The organism is Bradyrhizobium sp. P5_C12 (assembly GCF_054049735.1).
In genome coordinates this window covers 81,638-100,919 of sequence record NZ_JBFULU010000014.1, presented here as the reverse complement: position 1 = coordinate 100,919, position 19,282 = coordinate 81,638, and the positions used below count along the sequence as shown (strand labels likewise).

The following is a 19,282-nucleotide window of genomic DNA, read 5'->3' as shown; positions in this document are numbered from 1 at the left end:
CCTGTACCCAAAAGTCTTCTATCAAAGTCCTGCATCACGGGCGTCCATCGGCCTTCCGGCAAACCCAGCCAAGAAATTGGCAGCCAGGACCGGCAATGTCCGCCTCCGAAAACCCTAGGTGACTCATGCGCGATCCGGTTGAAACCTACATGAACCTCGTGCCCATGGTGGTCGAGCAGACCAACCGTGGCGAGCGCGCCTACGACATCTTCTCGCGCCTGTTGAAGGAACGCATCATCTTCCTGACCGGGCCGGTCGAGGACGGCATGTCGACGCTGGTCGTCGCGCAGCTCCTGTTCCTCGAGGCGGAAAATCCGAAGAAGGAAATCTCGATGTACATCAACTCGCCGGGCGGCGTGGTGACGTCGGGCCTTGCGATCTACGACACCATGCAGTTCATCCGCCCGCCGGTGTCGACGCTGTGCACGGGGCAGGCCGCCTCGATGGGCTCGCTGCTGCTCGCCGCCGGCGAGAAGGACATGCGCTTCTCGCTGCCGAACGCGCGCATCATGGTGCACCAGCCTTCCGGCGGCTTTCAGGGCCAGGCCACCGACATCATGCTGCACGCCCAGGAAATCCTGAACCTGAAGAAGCGGCTCAACGAGATCTACGTCAAGCACACCGGCCAGACCTACAAGGCGATCGAGGACGCGCTGGAACGCGACAAGTTCCTGACCGCGTCCGACGCCAAGGAGTTCGGCCTCGTCGACAAGGTCATCGACAAGCGCGCCGAGGAACCGGCAGCGAAGCCCCAATAACGCGACCGGGGCAGCAACGTCGCTCCTGGGGTACCTCTTGGGGATTCCCTGGGGATCGGCAAGGCGCGACGTTGACGTTAACGGCGCACTTCGCACGGGCGCAAAATGCAATTTTGCGCCCCGCGGCAGGCAGAAAGTTCCGCTTTCGTGCTTGTTTTTCGTGGCAATCCAGCAACGCCGGGGTGATTTCGATCACTTCGCCCGTGCCAAGACGTGAAATCACGGTATTGTCACGGGTAGCCGGCGGCCCCCCGATTAGCGAATTCTTGATAGTCGGGTGACAGCATGGTTGGCTACGATTGATCGGCTAAGATCGCGGAGAATCGAGTGACCGTGATTCGCACGGGATGTAACGCGTAGGGTCTTTTTTGGTACGGAATTTGCTCTATTTGAACCTTGTGCCGGCCGCGTGCCGGAATGGGGCGATCGAGCGGACGAGATCGAACCGCGGACGGAGACATGAATGAGTAAAGTCGGCACGAGCGACTCCAAGAACACGCTGTATTGCTCGTTCTGCGGCAAGAGCCAGCACGAAGTCCGTAAACTGATCGCGGGTCCCACGGTCTTCATTTGCGACGAGTGCGTCGAGCTCTGCATGGACATCATCCGCGAGGAAAACAAATCCTCGCTGGTCAAGTCGCGCGACGGCATTCCGACGCCGAAGGAAATCTGCAAGGTCCTGGACGATTACGTGATCGGCCAGAGCCATGCCAAGAAGGTCCTGTCGGTCGCGGTGCACAACCACTACAAGCGCCTCAACCACCAGACCAAGCACAACGACGTCGAGCTCGCGAAGTCGAACATCCTGCTGATCGGTCCGACCGGCTCGGGCAAGACGCTGCTCGCGCAGACGCTCGCCCGCATCCTGGACGTGCCGTTCACGATGGCGGACGCGACGACGCTGACCGAAGCCGGCTATGTCGGCGAGGACGTCGAGAACATCATCCTGAAGCTGCTCCAGGCCGCCGACTACAACGTCGAGCGCGCTCAGCGCGGCATCGTCTATATCGACGAAATCGACAAGATCAGCCGCAAGTCCGACAACCCCTCGATCACGCGCGACGTGTCGGGTGAGGGCGTGCAGCAGGCGCTGTTGAAGATCATGGAAGGCACGGTGGCTTCGGTCCCGCCGCAGGGCGGCCGCAAGCATCCGCAGCAGGAGTTCCTGCAGGTGGATACCACCAACATCCTGTTCATCTGCGGCGGTGCCTTCTCGGGCCTCGAGAAGATCATCTCGGCGCGCGGACGTTCGACCTCGATCGGTTTCGCCGCTCAGGTGCTGGCGCCGGAAGATCGCCGCACCGGCGAGATCTTCCGTCACGTCGAGCCCGAGGATCTCTTGAAGTACGGCCTGATCCCCGAGTTCGTCGGCCGCCTGCCGGTGGTCGCGACGCTGGAGGATCTCGACGAGACCTCGCTCAAGAAGATCCTGGTCGAGCCGAAGAACGCGCTGGTGAAGCAGTATCAGCGCCTGTTCGAGATGGAGAACATCGAGCTGACCTTCGCCGACGAGGCGCTTGGCGCGGTCGCCCGCAAGGCGATCGAGCGCAAGACCGGCGCACGTGGCCTGCGTTCGATCCTCGAGGCGATCCTGCTCGAGACCATGTTCGACCTTCCGGGCCTCGAAGGTGTGGAAGAAGTCGTGATCTCGCGCGAAGTGGTGGAAGGCACGGCCCGTCCGCTCTACATCTACGCCGATCGCTCGGATCGCGCGGTCGAGAACGCCAGCGCCTGAACCACGGCGCTGGGGGCTCAAATCGTCCTGTCAGAATGACGGCTGCGGATTGTATTTCCGCAGCCGGTGTTGCGTCGCTTATCCGCGTGCGTAAGCGCCTGATGGCGCGCGTTTTTCAATGACTTGACACCCCCCCGGTCGATAGCCACCTAATGTCGGCGGCGAGCGAAAATTCTCTTCAAAGATTCGCCTCAGTTCCGATCCGGCAAGCCCGGTCCAACCTACCAATGGTAGACCGGTTTTGTGGATCACCTCGGCACCTTGTGGCGGTTGCGCATGAGCATGGCGGGCTGCGTGCAAGGGGGCAAAGCAAAAGGAAAAGGCCATGACTAATCCCAAACCCAGGCCAACCATCGTCCATGGCGAAACGCACGCTTATCCCGTGTTGCCGCTGCGCGATATCGTCGTCTTCCCGCACATGATCGTGCCGCTCTTCGTTGGCCGCGAGAAGTCGATCCGCGCGCTCGAAGAGGTGATGAAGAACGATGCGCTGATCATGCTCGCGACGCAGAAGAACGCGTCCGACGATGATCCGGCGCCCGATGCCATTTACGAGACCGGTACGCTTGCCAGCGTGCTCCAGCTCTTGAAGCTTCCCGACGGCACCGTGAAGGTGCTGGTCGAAGGGCTCGAGCGTGCGCGCGTGCAGAAGTACACCGATCGCGCCGACTATTATGAAGCGACCGCGATTGCGCTCGCCGACACCGATGCGAAGTCGGTCGAGGCCGAGGCCATGGCGCGCTCGGTCGTGTCCGACTTCGAGAGCTATGTGAAGCTCAACAAGAAGATCTCGGCCGAGGTCGTCGGCGTCGTGCAGGCGATCACCGATTTCGCCAAGCTCGCCGACACGGTCGCCTCGCATCTCGCCGTCAAGATCGCCGACCGGCAGGGCATCCTGGAGACGCTGTCGGTCACGCAGCGCCTGGAGAAGGTGCTCGGCCTGATGGAGAGCGAGATCTCGGTGCTCCAGGTCGAGAAGCGCATCCGCTCGCGCGTCAAGCGCCAGATGGAGAAGACCCAGCGCGAGTATTATCTCAACGAGCAGATGAAGGCGATCCAGAAGGAACTCGGCGACGACGACGGTCGCGACGAGCTCGCCGATCTCGAGGAGAAGATCTCCAAGACCAAGCTCAGCAAGGAAGCGCGCGAGAAGGCGCAGCACGAGCTGAAGAAGCTGCGCCAGATGTCGCCGATGTCCGCGGAAGCGACGGTGGTGCGCAACTATCTGGATTGGCTGTTGTCGATCCCGTGGAACAAGAAGTCCAAGGTGAAGAAGGATCTGGAAGCCGCCCAGGCGGTGCTGGATGCCGATCACTACGGGCTGGAAAAGGTCAAGGACCGTATCGTCGAGTATCTCGCGGTGCAGTCGCGCGCCAACAAGCTGACCGGACCGATCCTGTGCCTCGTCGGGCCTCCCGGCGTCGGCAAGACCTCGCTCGGCAAGTCGATCGCGAAGGCGACGGGGCGCGAATTCGTGCGCGTCTCGCTCGGCGGCGTGCGCGACGAGGCCGAGATCCGCGGTCACCGCCGCACCTATATCGGCTCGATGCCCGGCAAGATCATCCAGTCGATGCGCAAGGCGAAGTCGTCCAATCCGCTGTTCCTGCTGGACGAGATCGACAAGATGGGCGCCGATTTCCGCGGCGACCCGTCCTCGGCGCTGCTCGAGGTCCTGGACCCCGAGCAGAACGGGACCTTCAACGACCACTATCTCGAGGTCGACTACGATCTCTCCAACGTGATGTTCATCACGACCGCGAATACGCTCAATATTCCGGGCCCGCTGATGGACCGCATGGAGATCATCCGGATCGCGGGCTACACCGAGAACGAGAAGGTCGAGATCGCGCGCAAGCACCTCATCCCGAACGCGGTGTCCAAGCACGGCCTGGACTCCAAGGAGTTCTCGATCGACGACGACGCGCTGCTGCTGTTGATCCGCCGCTACACCCGCGAAGCGGGCGTGCGTAACCTGGAGCGTGAGCTTTCGACACTCGCCCGCAAGGCGGTGAAGGAGCTGATGATCTCCAAGAAGAAGTCGGTCAAGGTCACCGAGAAGACTCTCGAAGAGTTTCTGGGCGTGCCGAAGTACCGCTTCGGCGAGATCGAGAGCGAGCCGCAGGTCGGCATCGTCACCGGCCTTGCCTGGACCGATGTCGGCGGCGAGCTCTTGACCATCGAAGGCGTCATGATGCCGGGCAAGGGCAAGATGACGGTCACCGGCAATCTGCGCGACGTGATGAAGGAATCGATCTCGGCGGCGGCGTCCTACGTCCGCTCGCGCGCGATCGTCTACGGCATCGAGCCGCCGCTGTTCGACCGGCGCGACATCCACGTGCACGTGCCGGAGGGCGCAACCCCGAAGGACGGTCCGTCCGCGGGCGTGGCGATGGCCACCGCGATCATCTCGGTCATGACCGGCATCCCGGTCCGCCATGATGTCGCGATGACCGGCGAGATCACGCTGCGCGGCCGCGTGCTGCCGATCGGCGGCCTGAAGGAGAAGCTGCTGGCTGCCGCCCGCGGCGGCATCAAGACGGTGCTGATCCCCGAGGACAACGCCAAGGATCTCACGGAGATTTCCGATGCGATCAAGGGCGGCATGGAGATCATCCCGGTCTCCCGTCTCGACGACGTCGTCGCCAAGGCGCTGGTGAAGAAGCCGGTGCCGATCGTCTGGGAAGAGGACACCAAGGTGACGGTGAAGCCGGACGGCGACGAAGCCGCCGGCGGCCTGACCGCTCACTAAGCTCCATCGAAAGATGATAAAACGGCGCCTTCGGGCGCCGTTTTTGTTTTGGGGGACGAGGGCCATGCAGATCGACGGACAATGTCATTGCGGGCAGGTCACCTACGCCGCCGAGATCGACCCCGAGGCCGTCTCGATCTGCCATTGCCGGGACTGCCAGACCCTCACCGGATCGCCGTTTCGGGTGACGGCGGTCTGTTCCGGTGCCGACGTCCGGCTGACCGGCGGAACGCCAAAGATCTACGGCAAGCGTGGCGACAATGGCCGGATGCGCTTCCAGCATTTTTGCGCCGACTGCGGTTCCCCGCTGTTCACCAGCGGCGAGGGCGACCAGGCCGACGATTGGGGCATCCGCTGGGGCTCAATCCGCCAGCGCGACGCGCTGCGGCCGAGCCGCCAGATCTGGTGCCAGTCGGCGGCGGTGTGGATCGACGCGGTGCCGGGGCTGCCGGGGCGGCCGGGGGATTGAGACCGGAGGATTGACGTTCCGTACTTGCCCGCACGGGGCGGGTGGGGATAAAGAGGCGGCGAGGGCGATTAGCTCAGCTGGTTAGAGCATCTCGTTTACACCGAGAGGGTCCGCGGTTCGAATCCGTGATCGCCCACCATTCCCAGAGACATGTCGGCTTGGCGACCTGCGCGCCCGGCTGAATGCGGCAGAGCTGGACGCTACCGGCATGGGGCAATCCGGCCATGTTTGTCATCGAGGACGAATTACATGCCGAGCCGCAAGGTCAATTTCAGACGCGTCAGCAGGCCGTCGCAGAGTTGCGGCGACTAGCTGCGATTCCCTGGGACGAAGAGCCCAATTGTGCGCCGTGCACCAATTGGCGCAATTGTGGTCGCCGATATGAGTTGATCGAGTACGATGACAGTGTCAGGCCCTGGGCCGAGCTGTCCCGTACGCTCCTCCTTGAGATTTCTGCTGCTGGCGTGCAGTGGGTTACCGAGACGTAGAATAGCAGCGATCAAGAGGCCCCGATGCAACAGCCAAGCGGACACGAGCAGAACGCCGACCAGATCGCCTATTGGAACGGCCCGGGCGGGCAGCGCTGGGCCGATCGCCACGGGGCGCAGGAGCGGCTGCTCGGGCCGATCGCCGACGCTCTGCTCGACCGCGCCAAGCCGAAGCCGGGCGAGCGCGTGATCGACGTCGGCTGCGGCTCGGGTGCGACCACATTCGCGTTCGCGAAGGCGGTGGCGCCGAACGGTTTTGCGCTCGGCCTCGACGTCTCCGACCCGATGCTGTCGCAGGCGCGTGCGCTGGCGCCGAAAGATCTGCCGCTGGATTTCGTGCTGGCGGATGCGACGGTGCATCCGTTCGAGCCGGCAAGCTTTGACCTGCTGGCCTCACGCTTCGGCGTGATGTTCTTTGCCGATCCGATCGCGTCCTTCACCAACCTTCGTCGCGCGCTAAAACCGTCGGGACGGCTGGCATTTGCCTGCTGGCGCGAGCCGAAGGAAAATCCCTGGATGATGGCGCCGCTGATGGCGGTCTACAAGCACGTGCCGAAAATGCCGCCGGTCGGGCCGGAGGAGCCGGGCCCGTTCGCCTTCGCATCCGAAGAGCGTGTGACGCGCATCCTGAAAGGGGCGGGCTTCGTCGACGTGGCGATGGAGCCGCACAATCTCGCGATGGATGTCGCCATCGGCGGCGGGCTCGAGGCGGCGGTCGACGGTGCCTTGCAGATCGGCCCGGCCAGCCGCGCACTCCAGGGCCATCCACCGGAAACCTATGAAGCCGCAAAAGCCTCGATCCGCGAGATGCTCGCGCCGTTCCTGAAGGGGCAGAGCGTGGCGTTGCAGGGTGCGATCTGGATCGTGACGGCGAAGGCGGCGTAGGTGCGGCTGTTCATACATCGCCACATACTCAGTGTCGTCCCGGCGAAGGCCGGGACCCATACCCCCACGGAGCGGTTGTAGCGCAACGCCGACAACCACGAGTCTTCGCCAAACGATGTTCTGTGGTTATGGGTCCCGGCCTTCGCCGGGACGACATCTCAAGATTGGGCGGCACCGAAGACTCCTCACACCACATCATCCGGCGCCAGCGCGCAGCCATTGTCGGGATGCGTTTCCACCTGAAGCGTGGTGTGGCCGATGCGGAATGATGCTTTCAGCGCCTGCGCCGTCTCCATCAGAAAATCGTCGCCGGCGCTGCCGGGCATGACGAGGTGACAGGTCAGCGCCGTTTCGGTGGTCGAGATCGGCCAGACGTGGAGATCGTGGATCCCTGAGACGCCCGGTCGCGCCAGCAGAAACGCCCTGATCGCGGCGAGGTCGGTGCCCTTTGGTGCTGCCGCCATCGACATGTCGATGGAGCCGCGCAGCAGGCTGGTGGTGCTCCAGAGGATGGTGGCGCAGATGACGAGGCTGGTGACGGGATCGAGCCAGAGCCAGCCGGTCCAGATGATCAGCGCCGCCGAGACCACGACGCCGAGCGACACGGCGGCGTCGGCCGCCATGTGCAGGTAAGCGCCCTCGATGTTGATGTCGTCCTTGCGTCCGCGCGCGAACAGCAGGGCGGTGAAGCCGTTGACGAGGATGCCGATGCCGGCGACCACCATCACGGTGACGCCCGCGACCGGCTCGGGCTCGCGCAGCCGCAGGATTGCCTCCCAGCCGATCGCGCCGGTCGCGACCAGCAGGAACACCGCGTTCGCGAGCGCCGCCAGGATGGTGGATGCGCGCAGGCCGTAGGTGAAGCGGCCGCTCGGTGCCCGCCTGGCCGCGATCGATGCGCCCCAGGCCACGACCAGGCCGAGCACATCGGACAGGTTATGGCCGGCATCGGCAAGCAGCGCGGTGGAGTTGCCGATATAGCCGTAAATGGCTTCGGCTACGACCAGCGCGATGTTGAGCGAAATGCCGATCGCGAATGCCCTGCCGAAATCGGCGGGCGCATGGACATGCGCGTGGCCAAGACCATGATCGTGGCCATGATCGTGACTATGGGCATGGCTGTGGTCGTGACCATGGCCATGATCATCCGCGTGGCCGCCATGATCATGGTGGTGGCCGTGATGGTCGTGCCCGCCCACCGCTAGCGCTCCCCGGAAGCTGCCAAATCAGGCCGCATTGTAGGCGTTTCGCGCGCTCCGTCACGCCGGAACAGCATATAGAGCGCCGGCAGCACCAGCAGCGTCAGCACGGTCGAGGAGATGATGCCGCCGATCACGACGGTCGCAAGCGGCCGCTGCACCTCGGCGCCGGCGCCGGTGGCGAGCGCCATCGGCACGAAACCGAGGGAGGCGACCAGCGCGGTCATCAGCACCGGGCGCAGGCGGGTCAGCGCGCCCTCGCGCACGGCATCGGCCATGGGCCGGCCCTCGCTGCGCAGCCGCTCGATGAAGGCGATGATGACGAGCCCGTTGAGCACGGCGACGCCGGACAGCGCGATGAAGCCGACGCCGGCGCTGATCGACAGCGGGATGCCGCGCAGCAGCAGCGCCGCGACCCCGCCGGTCAGTGCCAGCGGCACGCCGGAGAACACCAGAGCCGCGTCGGCCACCGATCCCATGCTCATGAACAGCAGCAGGAACACCAGCAGCAGCGCCACCGGCACCACGATCGTGAGCCGCTTGGTCGCGGACACCAATTGCTCGAACTGTCCGCCCCAGCCGATCCAGTAGCCCGGCGGCAGCTTGACCTTCTCTGCGACGGCCTCCTGGGCCTCGGCGACGAAGGAGCGCAGGTCACGTCCGCGGACATTGGCCATCACCACCACCCGGCGCTTGCCGTTCTCGCGGCTGATCTGGTTGGGGCCGGGCGCGATCTCGATCGCGGCGACGGAGGACAATGGGACGTAGCGCAGCGTTGGACTCGCGGTCCCCGGCCATGCGGTCTTGGTGACGGCCGCCGTGTCCTCGCCCGGCGGCAGCGGGATCGGCAGCGACTTGATCGCATCCGGGTTGGCGCGCAGGCTTTCCGGCAGGCGCACGACGATGTCGAAGCGGCGATCGCCCTCGAACAGCTTTCCGACCGGTTTGCCCCCGATCGCGATCTCGACGAGGTTTTGCACCTCACTGAGGCTGAGGCCGTAACGCGACAGCGCCTGGCGGTCGAGCTTCACCGTGAGGATCGGCAGGCCGGCGATCTGCTCGGTCTTGACGTCGGCGGCGCCTTCGATGCCGCGAACGACGCCGTGGACCTGCTGGGCGATGCCCGCGAGCACGTCGAGATCGTCGCCGAAGATCTTGACGCCGACATCACTGCGGATGCCGGCGATGAGCTCGTTGAACCGCATCTGGATCGGCTGGGTCATGCCATAGGCGGTGCCGGGCAGGGTGTTGGCGGTACGTTCGAGCTCGGCGACCACTTCGTCCTTCGGCCTCGCAGGATCTGGCCATTCCTCGCGCGGCTTCAGCGTGACATAGGTGTCGGCCACGTTCGGCGGCATCGGGTCGTTGGCGATCTCGGCGGTGCCGACCTTGGAGAAGATGGTCGCCACCTCCGGAACCTGCTTGATGGCCTTCTCCAGCCGAAGCTGCATGTCGACGCTCTGGGTGAGGCTGGTGCCGGGAATCCGGATGGTCTCGATGGTGATGTCGCCTTCGTCGAGGCTCGGAATGAATTCGCCGCCCATGCGGGTTGCGGCGAACAGGCTCCCGGCGACGATCAGGACGGCGCAAGCTGCGACGCTGCCGCGGTAGCGGATGGCGCGGTCGAGCAGGGGGACGTAGAGCCGCTTGGCGGCGCGCATGAAGATGTTCTCCGTCTCCGAGACCTTGCCGGTGACGAGGATCGCGACAGCGGCCGGGACAAAAGTCACCGACAGCAATGCGGCGCCCGCCAGCGCCATCAGCACGGTGAGCGCCATCGGGGTGAACATCTTGCCCTCGGTCCCCGTCAGGGTCAGGACCGGGAGATAGACGACGGCAATGATGAGCGTGCCGAACAGGCTCGGCTTGATGACCTCGCTGGCGCCCGCGAGGATGGTCTGCATCCGCTCATCCGGCGAGAGCAGGCGCCCGCGCCGGTGCTGCTCGGCGGCGAGCAGCCTGAGGCAGTTCTCGACGATGATGACGGCGCCATCGATGATGATGCCGAAATCGATCGCCCCCAGGCTCATCAGATTGGCGCTGACCTTGCTCCCGACCATGCCTGATATCGTGAACAGCATGGAGAGGGGAATGACGCAGGCGGTGATCAGCGCGGCGCGGATGTTGCCGAGAATCAGGAACAGCACCGCAATCACCAGCGCCGCGCCCTCGACGAGGTTCTTCTCGACCGTCTGGATGGTCGCTTCCACCAGATGCGTGCGGTCGTAGACCGCTTTCGCGATCACGCCCTCGGGAAGCGATTTCGCGATATCCTTGAGCCTTGCGGCCACGCGCTGGGCCACGGTGCGGCTGTTCTCGCCGATCAGCAGCATGGCCGTGCCGAGCACGGTCTCCTTGCCGTTCGCCGACGCCGCGCCCGTGCGGAGGTCCTGGCCCTCCTGCACGTCGGCGACGTCGCGGACGCGCACCGGCACGCCGCCGCGCGAGCCGATCACGATATCCTTGATGTCCTGGATATTGGCGACCTGGCCGGGGGCGCGGACGAGATATTGCTCGCCGTTGCGCTCGATATAACCGGCGCCGACATTGGCGTTGTTGGCGGCAAGCGCCGTCATGATGTCGCGGAAGCCGAGCCGGTAGGCCATCAGCCGGCCGGGGATCGGCAGGACGTGGAATTGCCGCTCGTAGCCGCCGATCGAGTTGACCTCGATCACGCCGGGAATGGTGCGGAGCTGCGGCTTGATGATCCAGTCCTGGATGGTCCGCAGCTCGGTCGGGGTGAAATCGGCCCCGGTCGCCGATTTCGCGCCGGGCCTGGCTTCGACGGAATAGACGTAGATCTCGCCGAGGCCGGTCGAGATCGGCCCCATCGCGACCTCGGTGCCTGCAGGCAGCTGGTCGCGGGCCTGCTGGATGCGTTCGTTGACGAGCTGGCGCGCGAAATAGATGTCGGTGCCGTCCTGGAACACGACGGTGACCTGGCTCAGGCCGTAGCGCGAGATCGAGCGGGTGTAGTCGAGCTTCGGCAGGCCGCCCATCGCAGTCTCGATCGGGAAGGTGATGCGCTGCTCGGCTTCGAGCGGCGACAGGCCGGGTGCGCGGGTGTTGATCTGGACCTGGACGTTGGTGACGTCGGGCACGGCGTCGATCGGCAGGCGCGTGAAATTCCAGGCGCCGAAGGCGCCGGCTGCGAGCGCGAACAGGATCACGAGCCATCGTTGACGAATGGACGCGGCGAGGATGCGCTCAATCATGATCGGCGTCTCCCTTGCCCATCTCCGCCTTGACCACAAAGCTGTTCTCCGCGACGTAGCGCTCGCCGGCCGCAAGCCCCGCGCGGATCTCCACGAAGGTCGGGTCGGCATCGCCAAGCTCGACCGGGCGCGCCTCGATCTTGTCGCCGTCCTCGCGGACGAACACGATGGTCCTGTTCTCCAGCGTCTGGATCGCGCTCCTGCGCACGGCAACGGCAACGTTGCGTGCGGTCAGGATCAGCCGCGCGGTGACGAACAGGCCGGGGCGGAGCCGGCCGTCGGGATTTTGCAGCACGACGCGCGCGAGCGCGGTCTGGGTCTCGCTACTGCCGATCGGCGCCATATAGGAGATCGTGCCCTTGATCTCGCCGCGGCCGTCGTCGGGATCGATCAGCACCTCGTCACTGATGCGAACACGCCTGAGATCCTGGCGGTAGATCGAGAGGTCGACCCAGATGCTCGAGAGATCGGCGACCACGAAGGCCGGCTTCTGCTCGGAGGCATATTCGCCGAGCGAGATCTGGCGGTCGATGATGGTGCCGCCGATCGGCGCCTTGAGCTCGTAAACGGTGAGGCTCTGGTTGCTCTCGATCGCGGCGAGCAGCTCGTCCTTGCCGACCTTGTCGCCGATCCGCTTCAGGATCGACTTGGCGACGCCCGGAAAGCGCGGCGTCACCTGCACCACGGCTTCCTGGTTGGCGCGCAAGATGCCGTTGAAGGCGAGCGTGTCGGTCAGGGTGGCGCTCGCAGCCTCCGCCAGCGTCACGCCTGCCGCGGCGAGCTTGACGTCGGAGATGCGGATGCGATCGGCGCCGTGCTCGTCCTGCTCGACGTGGTCGTTCGGCTTCTCCGGCTTCTTGTCCGCGGCATGCTCGGATGGCGCAACGCGGGCCGGCGCCAACATCGCGTAACCGTAGGCGCCGAGTGCGGCCGTGACGATCGCCACGAGGATGGTGGAGGATGTCTTCATCTTGCGCCCTCCCGGGCGAGCGAGAATGGATTGCCGACAAGGCCTTCGATGGTGGCGACACCTGCGTGGAAGTTCTGGAGCGCCTCCTGCTCGCGCAGCCGGGCCTGAGCGACGCTCGCCTGGGCATCGAGCACTTCGAGCAGGGTGAAGCGGCCCTGGCCGTAGCCCTGCGAAATCGCCTCGGCCGCCTCCTGTGCCTTCGGAATCGCGGTCTCGCGCAATACCGCGAGCTCGCGCAGCGAGCCCTGGAGCGAGTCGTAGGCGCGCCCGGCGATCACGATCAGCGTGTTGCGGTTGGCCTCGCGCTCGGCCCTGGTCTTGGCCAGGCTTTCCTGCGCCGAGAGGATGTTGCCCTGGTTCCGGTCGAACACGGGAATCGGGACCGAGACTGTGAGGCGCACCGCGTCGTCATTGGTCTCGTTGAAATGGCGCCAGCCGGCCGCGATCCGCACATCCGGATAAGGCTTGAGCCGGGCCAGCAACAGCTCGGCATTGCGCTGGGCGTAGACGGCGGTCCAGCGCACCAATTGCGGATTGGCATCGATGGCGGCGACCACCGCCTGGAAGGAGGGCGGCCGTCCGGTGGTGTCGAGCCGGCCGGAGACCTCTCCGAATTTCGCCGCTGGATCGCCCATCAGCACCGCCAGCTCGCGCCGGGCACTCGCCAGCGTCGCCTTGAGGCGTTCGCGATCGGCCTTGACCAGCGCGGAGGCGACCTCGGCGCGGCCGGTTTCGGCCGGCGAGGAGGCGCCGGCCTCGACCCGGCGGCGCAGCAGCGGCGTCAGCCGGTCGATCGCGGCGATCTGCTCTTCCATGATCTGGATTCTGCGCTGCGCGCCGAGCACGCTCAGGAAGGCGATAGCGGTTTCCGACAGCACCTCGAGCCGGATCGCCTTGCGCTGGATCGCGGCGACCTCGATGCCGGCTTCGCCCGCCGCGATCCGCGCGTCGCGCTTGCCGAAGAGCTCGAAGGCCTGGCTGATCTGAAGCGTGGTTTCAGCCGATTTGGTGCCGCGGTAGATGCCGGACCCGAACGAATTGTCCTGTTCGTACGACAGTTCCGGATTGAGCAGAGCGCCCGCCTGGATGCGTTGACCCGTGGCGATGCCGACATCGCGCTCCGCTGCCGTCAGGCGCGGGCTCGCGGCGAGCGCGCGCGAGAGCGCAGCGCGCATCGTCAGCGTTTGGGCGTGTGAAGCCAGCACCAGGGGTGGGCCGATGAGAATAGCCAGCGCGCACGCGATGCGCGCAGCTAGTCGCCTGCAAAACATGAACAGAACCTGTGAAGGAGAACCGATGGGCGCGATGGGGCGCGCCCGGCTGATCCGTTCAGGTCAGGTGCTTGGGGGGCGGGGAGTCCGTATCGGGCGCGATGCCGACAAGGGCGGGCTGCCGATGTGGAATCGGCGTGGCAACGATGTCGGCCGCGGCGTCGGGCTGCACCGGCAGTGCGACGGCGACGGAGAAGCAGCCGTGGCAGTGGTGGCCGGCGAACGCCTTGTGATCGCCATGGCCGGTCGAACCGTCGTCGAGGATCGAGGCGATCTCCGAGCCGCCGGACGGGGAGGTGACATCGATGTCGTGAGCGCCATGCAGCGCACCCGACAGGAGGTACATCACCGCGACGAGCACAGCCACCAGCCCACGCCAGTTGCGCGGATGGCGAAGTCTCGAAGGCCGTCGGTTCGGAAGCACGAAATCATTCTCGCTATCGGTCCGGCTGGCCTAGCATGACGGCGGGAACAGTGTCGACCTGCAATAGTGTAACGTGTGGGGAACTCAACGTCGCAGCCTTGCGTCCCCGCGCGACTGCGACCAACTCGCAACACACCGCGGCCTCATTCGGCGGCCTCCGAAATCCGCTCAGGCACGATCGCGTCATCGGCCGAGCGCAGCCCGAACCCTTTCACCAGTCCGAAGATCGCGGGGATCACGATCAGCGTCAACAAAGTCGATGAAATCATGCCCCCGATCATCGGGACCGCGATGCGCTGCATGATCTCGGATCCCGTGCCGGTGCTCCACATGATCGGCAGCAGGCCGGCCATGATCGCGACCACCGTCATCATCTTCGGGCGAACGCGTTCCACGGCGCCGTGCATGATTGCGTCGCGCAGTTCGACGCGAGTCACGGCGCGGCCCGCCAGGGCACAGCGCGCGCGGGTCTCGGCCAGCGCCTGGTTGAGGTAGATCAGCATCACCACGCCGGTCTCGGCGGCCACGCCCGCGAGCGCGATGAAGCCGACAGCGACCGCGACCGACAGGTTGAAGCCGAGCCACCACATCAGCCACAGCCCGCCGACCAGGGCGAACGGCAACGAGAGCATGACGATCAGGGTTTCGGTGATCGAGCGGAAGTTGAGGTAGAGTAGCAGGAAGATGATCAGCAGCGTCACCGGAACCACGATTTTCAGCCGTGCGGTGGCGCGCTCCAGATACTCGTACTGTCCGCTCCAGACCACATAATAGCCCGGCGGGAACTGGATGCTGGCCTGCACCGCGCGCTGCGCATCGGCGACGTAGCCGCCGAGGTCGCGATCGCGAATGTCGACATAGATGTAGGTCGCGAGCTGTCCGTTCTCGGTTCGGATCGAGCTCGGTCCGCGTGCTGGGGTGACGGTGGCGACCTCGCCGAGGGGAACGGCACCGCCGCCCGGCATCGGGACCAGGATGTCGCTGGCGATTGCCTTCGGATTGTCGCGCAGATCGCGCGGATAGCGCATGTTGACGGTGAAGCGCTGGCGGCCCTCGACGGTCGTCGTCACCGTCTGGCCGCCGAGCGCCGTCGCGATCGTATCCTGTACGTCCTGCACCATGACGCCGTAGCGCGACAACGCCTCGCGGTCCGGCGTGATCTCGAGGTAGTAGCCGCCGAGGCCGCGCTCGGCGTAAGCCGAGGAGGTGCCGGGCACCGCTTTGAGCACCGGCTCGATTTGCCGGGCAAGCTTGTCGATGCCAGCAAGGTCGGGGCCGATGACCTTGACGCCGACGGGGGTGCGGATGCCGGTCGAGAGCATGTCGATGCGCGCCTTGATCGGCATGGTCCAGGCGTTGGAGACGCCGGGAAACTGCAGCGCCTTGTCCATTTCCGCGATCAGGCTGTCGACGGTCACGCCCGCACGCCACTCTTGCTTCGGCTTGAGGTTGACGATGGTCTCGAACATCTCCGACGGCGCCGGATCGGTCGCGGTGGATGCACGGCCGGCCTTGCCGTAGACCGAGGCGACCTCGGGAAACGAGTGGATGATGCGATCCTGGGTCTGCATCAGCTCGGCGGCCTTGGTCACGGAAATGCCGGGCAGGGTGGTCGGCATGTAGAGCAGGGTGCCTTCGTTGAGGTTCGGCATGAACTCGGTGCCGAGCTGCCGTGCCGGCCAGACCGAGCCGGCGAGCACGCCGAGGGCAAGCAGGATCACCAGGGTCTTGGCGCGCAGCACGCCTGATATCACCGGGCGATAAATCCAGATCAGGAAGCGGTTGATCGGATTCCTGTGTTCCGGGATGATCCTGCCGCGGACGAAGATCACCATCAGCGCCGGCACCAGCGTGACCGACAATAGCGCCGCCGCCGCCATCGCAAACGTCTTGGTGAAGGCGAGCGGGCTGAACAGCCGTCCCTCCTGCGATTCCAGCGTGAAGATCGGCATGAACGAGACGGTGATGATCAGCAGGCTGAAGAACAGCGCCGGGCCGACTTCCGATGCTGCCTCGATCAGGATCGCGACCCGCGAGCGGCCGGGTTCCGCCCGCTCGAGATGCTTGTGCGCGTTCTCGATCATGACGATCGCGGCGTCGATCATGGCGCCGATCGCAATCGCGATGCCGCCGAGACTCATGATGTTGGAGCCGATCCCGAGCAGCTTCATGGCCCCGAAGGCCATCAGCACCCCGACCGGCAGCATCAGGATCGCCACCAAAGCGCTACGGACGTGGAGAAGAAACACGATGCAGACCAGCGCGACCACGACGCTTTCCTCGAACAGGGTGTGCTTGAGGGTGTCGATGGCTGCGTAGATCAGGTTCGAGCGGTCGTATACCGGCACGATCTCGACCGATTTCGGCAAGCTGGAGGCGATCTCCTTGAACCGCTTCTTGACGTTCTCGATGACGTCGAGCGCATTGACGCCGAAGCGCTGCAGCACGATGCCGCTCGCGACCTCGCCTTCGCCGTTGAGCTCGGTGGTGCCGCGGCGTTCGTCGGGCCCGAGTTCGACCCGGGCGACGTCCCGCAGCAGAACCGGCGTGCCGTTGCTCGTCTTCAGCACGATGTTGCCGAGGTCGTTGATGGACTTGATGTAGCCCTTTCCACGGATCACGTACTCGAACTCGGAGAGCTCTACGGTCCGCCCGCCGACGTCGGCGTTGCTGGCGCGGATCGCGTCCCGCATCTTCTGCATGGTGATGCCGAGGTCGCGCATCCGCTGCGGATCGAGGATCACGTTGTACTGCTTGACGAAGCCGCCGACGCTCGCCACCTCGGCGACGCCTTCGGCCTTGGCCAGCGCGAACTTCAGATTCCAATCCTGGATCGTACGCGTGTCGGCGAGATTCAATTCCTTCGACATGACGGCGTACTGGTAGACCCAGCCGACGCCGGTCGCGTCGGGGCCGATCGTCGGCGTGACCCCGGCGGGCAGCCGCGACGAAGCTCCGTTGAGGAATTCCAGCACGCGCGAGCGCGCCCAGTAGATGTCGGTGCCGTCCTCGAAGATGACGTAGACGAAGGAGACGCCGAAGAAGGAGAACCCGCGAACGACCTTCGACTTCGGCACCGTCAGCATCGCCGTGGTGAGTGGGTAGGTCACCTGGTCCTCGATGACCTGCGGTGCCTGGCCGGGATACTCCGTGTAGACGATGACCTGGGTGTCGGAGAGGTCCGGAATGGCGTCGAGCGGCAGATGGACAAGCGCGTAGATGCCGGCCGCCGCGGCGAAACCGGCGCCGAACAGCACCAGCAGCAGATTGCGGGCCGACCAGGCGATCAGGCGGGCGATCATTGCTGGGCTCCTTCGGCAAAACCCTTGAGCGCCGCCTTCAGGTTGCTCTCCGCGTCGATCAGGAAGTTGGCGGACACGACGACGCGCTCGCCATCGGCGACACCCTGCCTGACCTCCACGTATCCCGAGCCGCGATGGCCGGTCTTGACCTCGCGCGGCTCGAACCGGCCCTCTCCTTTGTCGACGAAGACGGCCTGCCGACTGCCGGTATCCATCACCGCGCTCTCTGGGACGGTCAGGACCGGCTCGCCCGTCCCGGTGTCGATCTCGGCGTCGACGTACATGTCGTGCAGCAGCGCGAGGTCTGGGTTCGGCAATTCGACGCGGATGCGCGCGGTTCGGGTCTCCTTGTTGATCTCGGGATAGATCACTTCGACCTTCCCCGAGAATTCGTGGCCCGGAAAACTCCGGGCCCGCACGGTAGCCAACTGACCTTTGGAGATCATGCCCAGATCGCGTTCCGCTACGTCGATCAACGCCCACATCACCGAGTGATCCGCGATCCGGAACAGCACGCCGCCCGGCTGCACGCGCATTCCCTCGATCGCGCTACGCTCCAGGACGATGCCATCGCGTGGCGCAGTCCACTCGACGGAGGTCGGCACGTTCCGGCTTTTCTCGATCGCCGCTATGGCGGCCTCCGGTACGTCGAGGTTGATCAGTCGCTGACGGGAACCGCGGCCGTAGGTCTGGTCACCGCCCGTCGTCTTGGACGTGATGGTGGCGAGATATTCGGCGGCCGCCGACACGACGGCGGGGCTGTAGACCTCCATCAAAGGCTGCCCCTTCACGACGTGGGAGCCGGTCGTCACGTTGGCGACTTTCAGGATGAAGCTTTCGGACCGCATCGAGATGACGGAGACTCGCCGCTCGTCGAGTTGAATGACGCCGGGGGCACGGACCCTCGTGCGGATCGTGCGGAGCGCAGCGGGCTCGGACCTGACGCCCGTACGCTGGATCCTGCCCGGAGATAGCCGGACGGAACCGTCGTCACTATCGTCGCCTTCGTAGACAGGGATATAGTCCATCCCCATGGAGTCCTTCTTCGGCACCGGCGAGGTGTCCGGCAGACCCATTGGGTTGCGGTAGTATTTGACCTTGCGATCGCCCCTGGCCTCGGCCGCAGCCATCACCGCGGGCTGCTCGGGCTCATCAAAGCTTATGTCCGCGCCCGCAGGCACGGCACGATAGTCGCGGCCGTCCGCCGTCTTCTTCGATGTCAGCGAATAGAGCGGCTTGCCGTCCGGGTCCTGATAATAGATGGGCGTGCCCGTATCCGCGGCGTTCGCGGCGGATACGAATTGGCCGACGTCGGGCTGTGGCCGCAGGACGCCGGCGGCGAACAGCGCGAGACCTGCCGCTGCGACGATCGCAGCGGCAGTGCCGATGAGGCGAGTGCGGGTCATTTCTCGGCCGTGACGACGAGCTTGTTTTCGACCGTGCCGGTCTCGCCCTGCACCTTGGCACCGAGCGAGAGCTGCCAGCGCCCGGCCATGCCGAAGGTGGCCTTGAAACGGTAGGTGCCGGGTTCGGTGCCGGGCATCGGCGTGACCTTGGTGGCCATCTCCTGCATGCCGTCGGGCGCCATGTCGAGCCGGCTGGCGAAGATCACCGCATCGGGCACCGCCTTGCCGTTAGTCTTGTTGACCAGTCGCACCGTCACGATGCGATCGGCGCCGGCCTTGACGGTCGGCTGCACGAGCTGGAATTCGTAGTTCTTGATTTCGGCGCGTGCGGAGGTCGCAAACGCGGCGGCGATCAGCGCGGCCATGGCGGCGCGCGCGGCGTTGGACGTTTTCATGATTTCAATTCCTCGA

Annotated in this window: 14 protein-coding genes and 1 tRNA gene; 7 read left to right on the top strand and 8 right to left on the bottom strand. The window is 65.2% G+C overall.

What is annotated here, in order from left to right; genetic code table 11:
• Window positions 1–125 precede the first annotated feature (125 nt).
• From ACXJMY_RS15335 to ACXJMY_RS15305, 7 genes are all read left to right on the top strand, one after another.
• The gene (locus ACXJMY_RS15335; RefSeq protein ID WP_456620176.1) at window positions 126–758 is read left to right on the top strand and encodes an ATP-dependent Clp protease proteolytic subunit; all 633 of its coding nucleotides are present in this window, start codon (window positions 126–128) and stop codon (window positions 756–758) included.
• A 463-nt stretch (window positions 759–1,221) separates the two neighbouring features.
• Window positions 1,222–2,493 (top strand): ATP-dependent Clp protease ATP-binding subunit ClpX, encoded by a 1,272-nt coding sequence (clpX, locus tag ACXJMY_RS15330; RefSeq protein WP_211386005.1) that lies wholly within the window; start codon window positions 1,222–1,224, stop codon window positions 2,491–2,493.
• 325 nt (window positions 2,494–2,818) lie between these two features.
• Window positions 2,819–5,242, top strand: a complete 2,424-nt coding sequence (lon, locus tag ACXJMY_RS15325) for an endopeptidase La (protein ID WP_456620175.1) — start codon at window positions 2,819–2,821, stop codon at window positions 5,240–5,242.
• A gap of 64 nt (window positions 5,243–5,306) precedes the next feature.
• Window positions 5,307–5,711, top strand: coding sequence for a GFA family protein (locus ACXJMY_RS15320; protein ID WP_456620174.1), 405 nt, complete (start codon window positions 5,307–5,309; stop codon window positions 5,709–5,711).
• Window positions 5,712–5,773: 62 nt separating this feature from the next.
• Window positions 5,774–5,850, top strand: a tRNA-Val gene (locus tag ACXJMY_RS15315).
• Between the two features lie 85 nt (window positions 5,851–5,935).
• Entirely contained in the window at window positions 5,936–6,199 is a 264-nt protein-coding gene (locus ACXJMY_RS15310; protein WP_456620173.1) for a hypothetical protein, read from the top strand.
• 24 nt (window positions 6,200–6,223) lie between these two features.
• Window positions 6,224–7,084 carry a class I SAM-dependent methyltransferase gene (locus ACXJMY_RS15305; RefSeq protein WP_456620172.1) on the top strand — a complete coding sequence of 287 codons (861 nt, stop codon included), beginning with the start codon at window positions 6,224–6,226 and terminating at the stop codon, window positions 7,082–7,084.
• Window positions 7,085–7,269: 185 nt separating this feature from the next.
• Here ACXJMY_RS15305 and ACXJMY_RS15300 read toward each other — a convergent pair whose 3' ends face one another.
• From ACXJMY_RS15300 to ACXJMY_RS15265, 8 genes are all read right to left on the bottom strand, one after another.
• On the bottom strand, window positions 7,270–8,283 hold the full coding sequence (locus ACXJMY_RS15300) for a cation diffusion facilitator family transporter (RefSeq protein WP_456620171.1): 1,014 nt from the start codon (window positions 8,281–8,283) through the stop codon (window positions 7,270–7,272).
• Between the two features lie 2 nt (window positions 8,284–8,285).
• Entirely contained in the window at window positions 8,286–11,498 is a 3,213-nt protein-coding gene (locus tag ACXJMY_RS15295; protein WP_456620170.1) for an efflux RND transporter permease subunit, read from the bottom strand.
• Window positions 11,491–12,468: a divalent metal ion exporter adaptor subunit IhpB gene (gene ihpB, locus ACXJMY_RS15290; RefSeq protein ID WP_456620169.1), complete on the bottom strand. Its 978-nt coding sequence runs from the start codon at window positions 12,466–12,468 to the stop codon at window positions 11,491–11,493. Before ihpB ends, ACXJMY_RS15295 begins: the two co-directional genes overlap by 8 nt.
• Complete coding sequence (ihpA, locus tag ACXJMY_RS15285) at window positions 12,465–13,739, bottom strand: divalent metal ion exporter subunit IhpA (RefSeq protein WP_456620168.1); 1,275 nt, start codon at window positions 13,737–13,739, stop codon at window positions 12,465–12,467. The genes ihpB and ihpA overlap by 4 nt, the downstream gene beginning before the upstream one ends.
• Window positions 13,740–13,797: 58 nt before the next feature.
• On the bottom strand, window positions 13,798–14,163 hold the full coding sequence (locus ACXJMY_RS15280; RefSeq protein ID WP_456620167.1) for a hypothetical protein: 366 nt from the start codon (window positions 14,161–14,163) through the stop codon (window positions 13,798–13,800).
• Window positions 14,164–14,306: 143 nt separating this feature from the next.
• A complete protein-coding gene (locus ACXJMY_RS15275; RefSeq protein WP_456620166.1) occupies window positions 14,307–17,465 on the bottom strand; it encodes an efflux RND transporter permease subunit in 3,159 nt (1,052 codons plus the stop codon).
• Window positions 17,462–18,871, bottom strand: coding sequence for an efflux RND transporter periplasmic adaptor subunit (locus ACXJMY_RS15270; protein WP_456620165.1), 1,410 nt, complete (start codon window positions 18,869–18,871; stop codon window positions 17,462–17,464). The genes ACXJMY_RS15275 and ACXJMY_RS15270 overlap by 4 nt, the downstream gene beginning before the upstream one ends.
• On the bottom strand, window positions 18,868–19,266 hold the full coding sequence (locus ACXJMY_RS15265) for a FixH family protein (RefSeq protein ID WP_456620164.1): 399 nt from the start codon (window positions 19,264–19,266) through the stop codon (window positions 18,868–18,870). The genes ACXJMY_RS15270 and ACXJMY_RS15265 overlap by 4 nt, the downstream gene beginning before the upstream one ends.
• Between the last annotated feature and the right edge of the window lie 16 nt (window positions 19,267–19,282).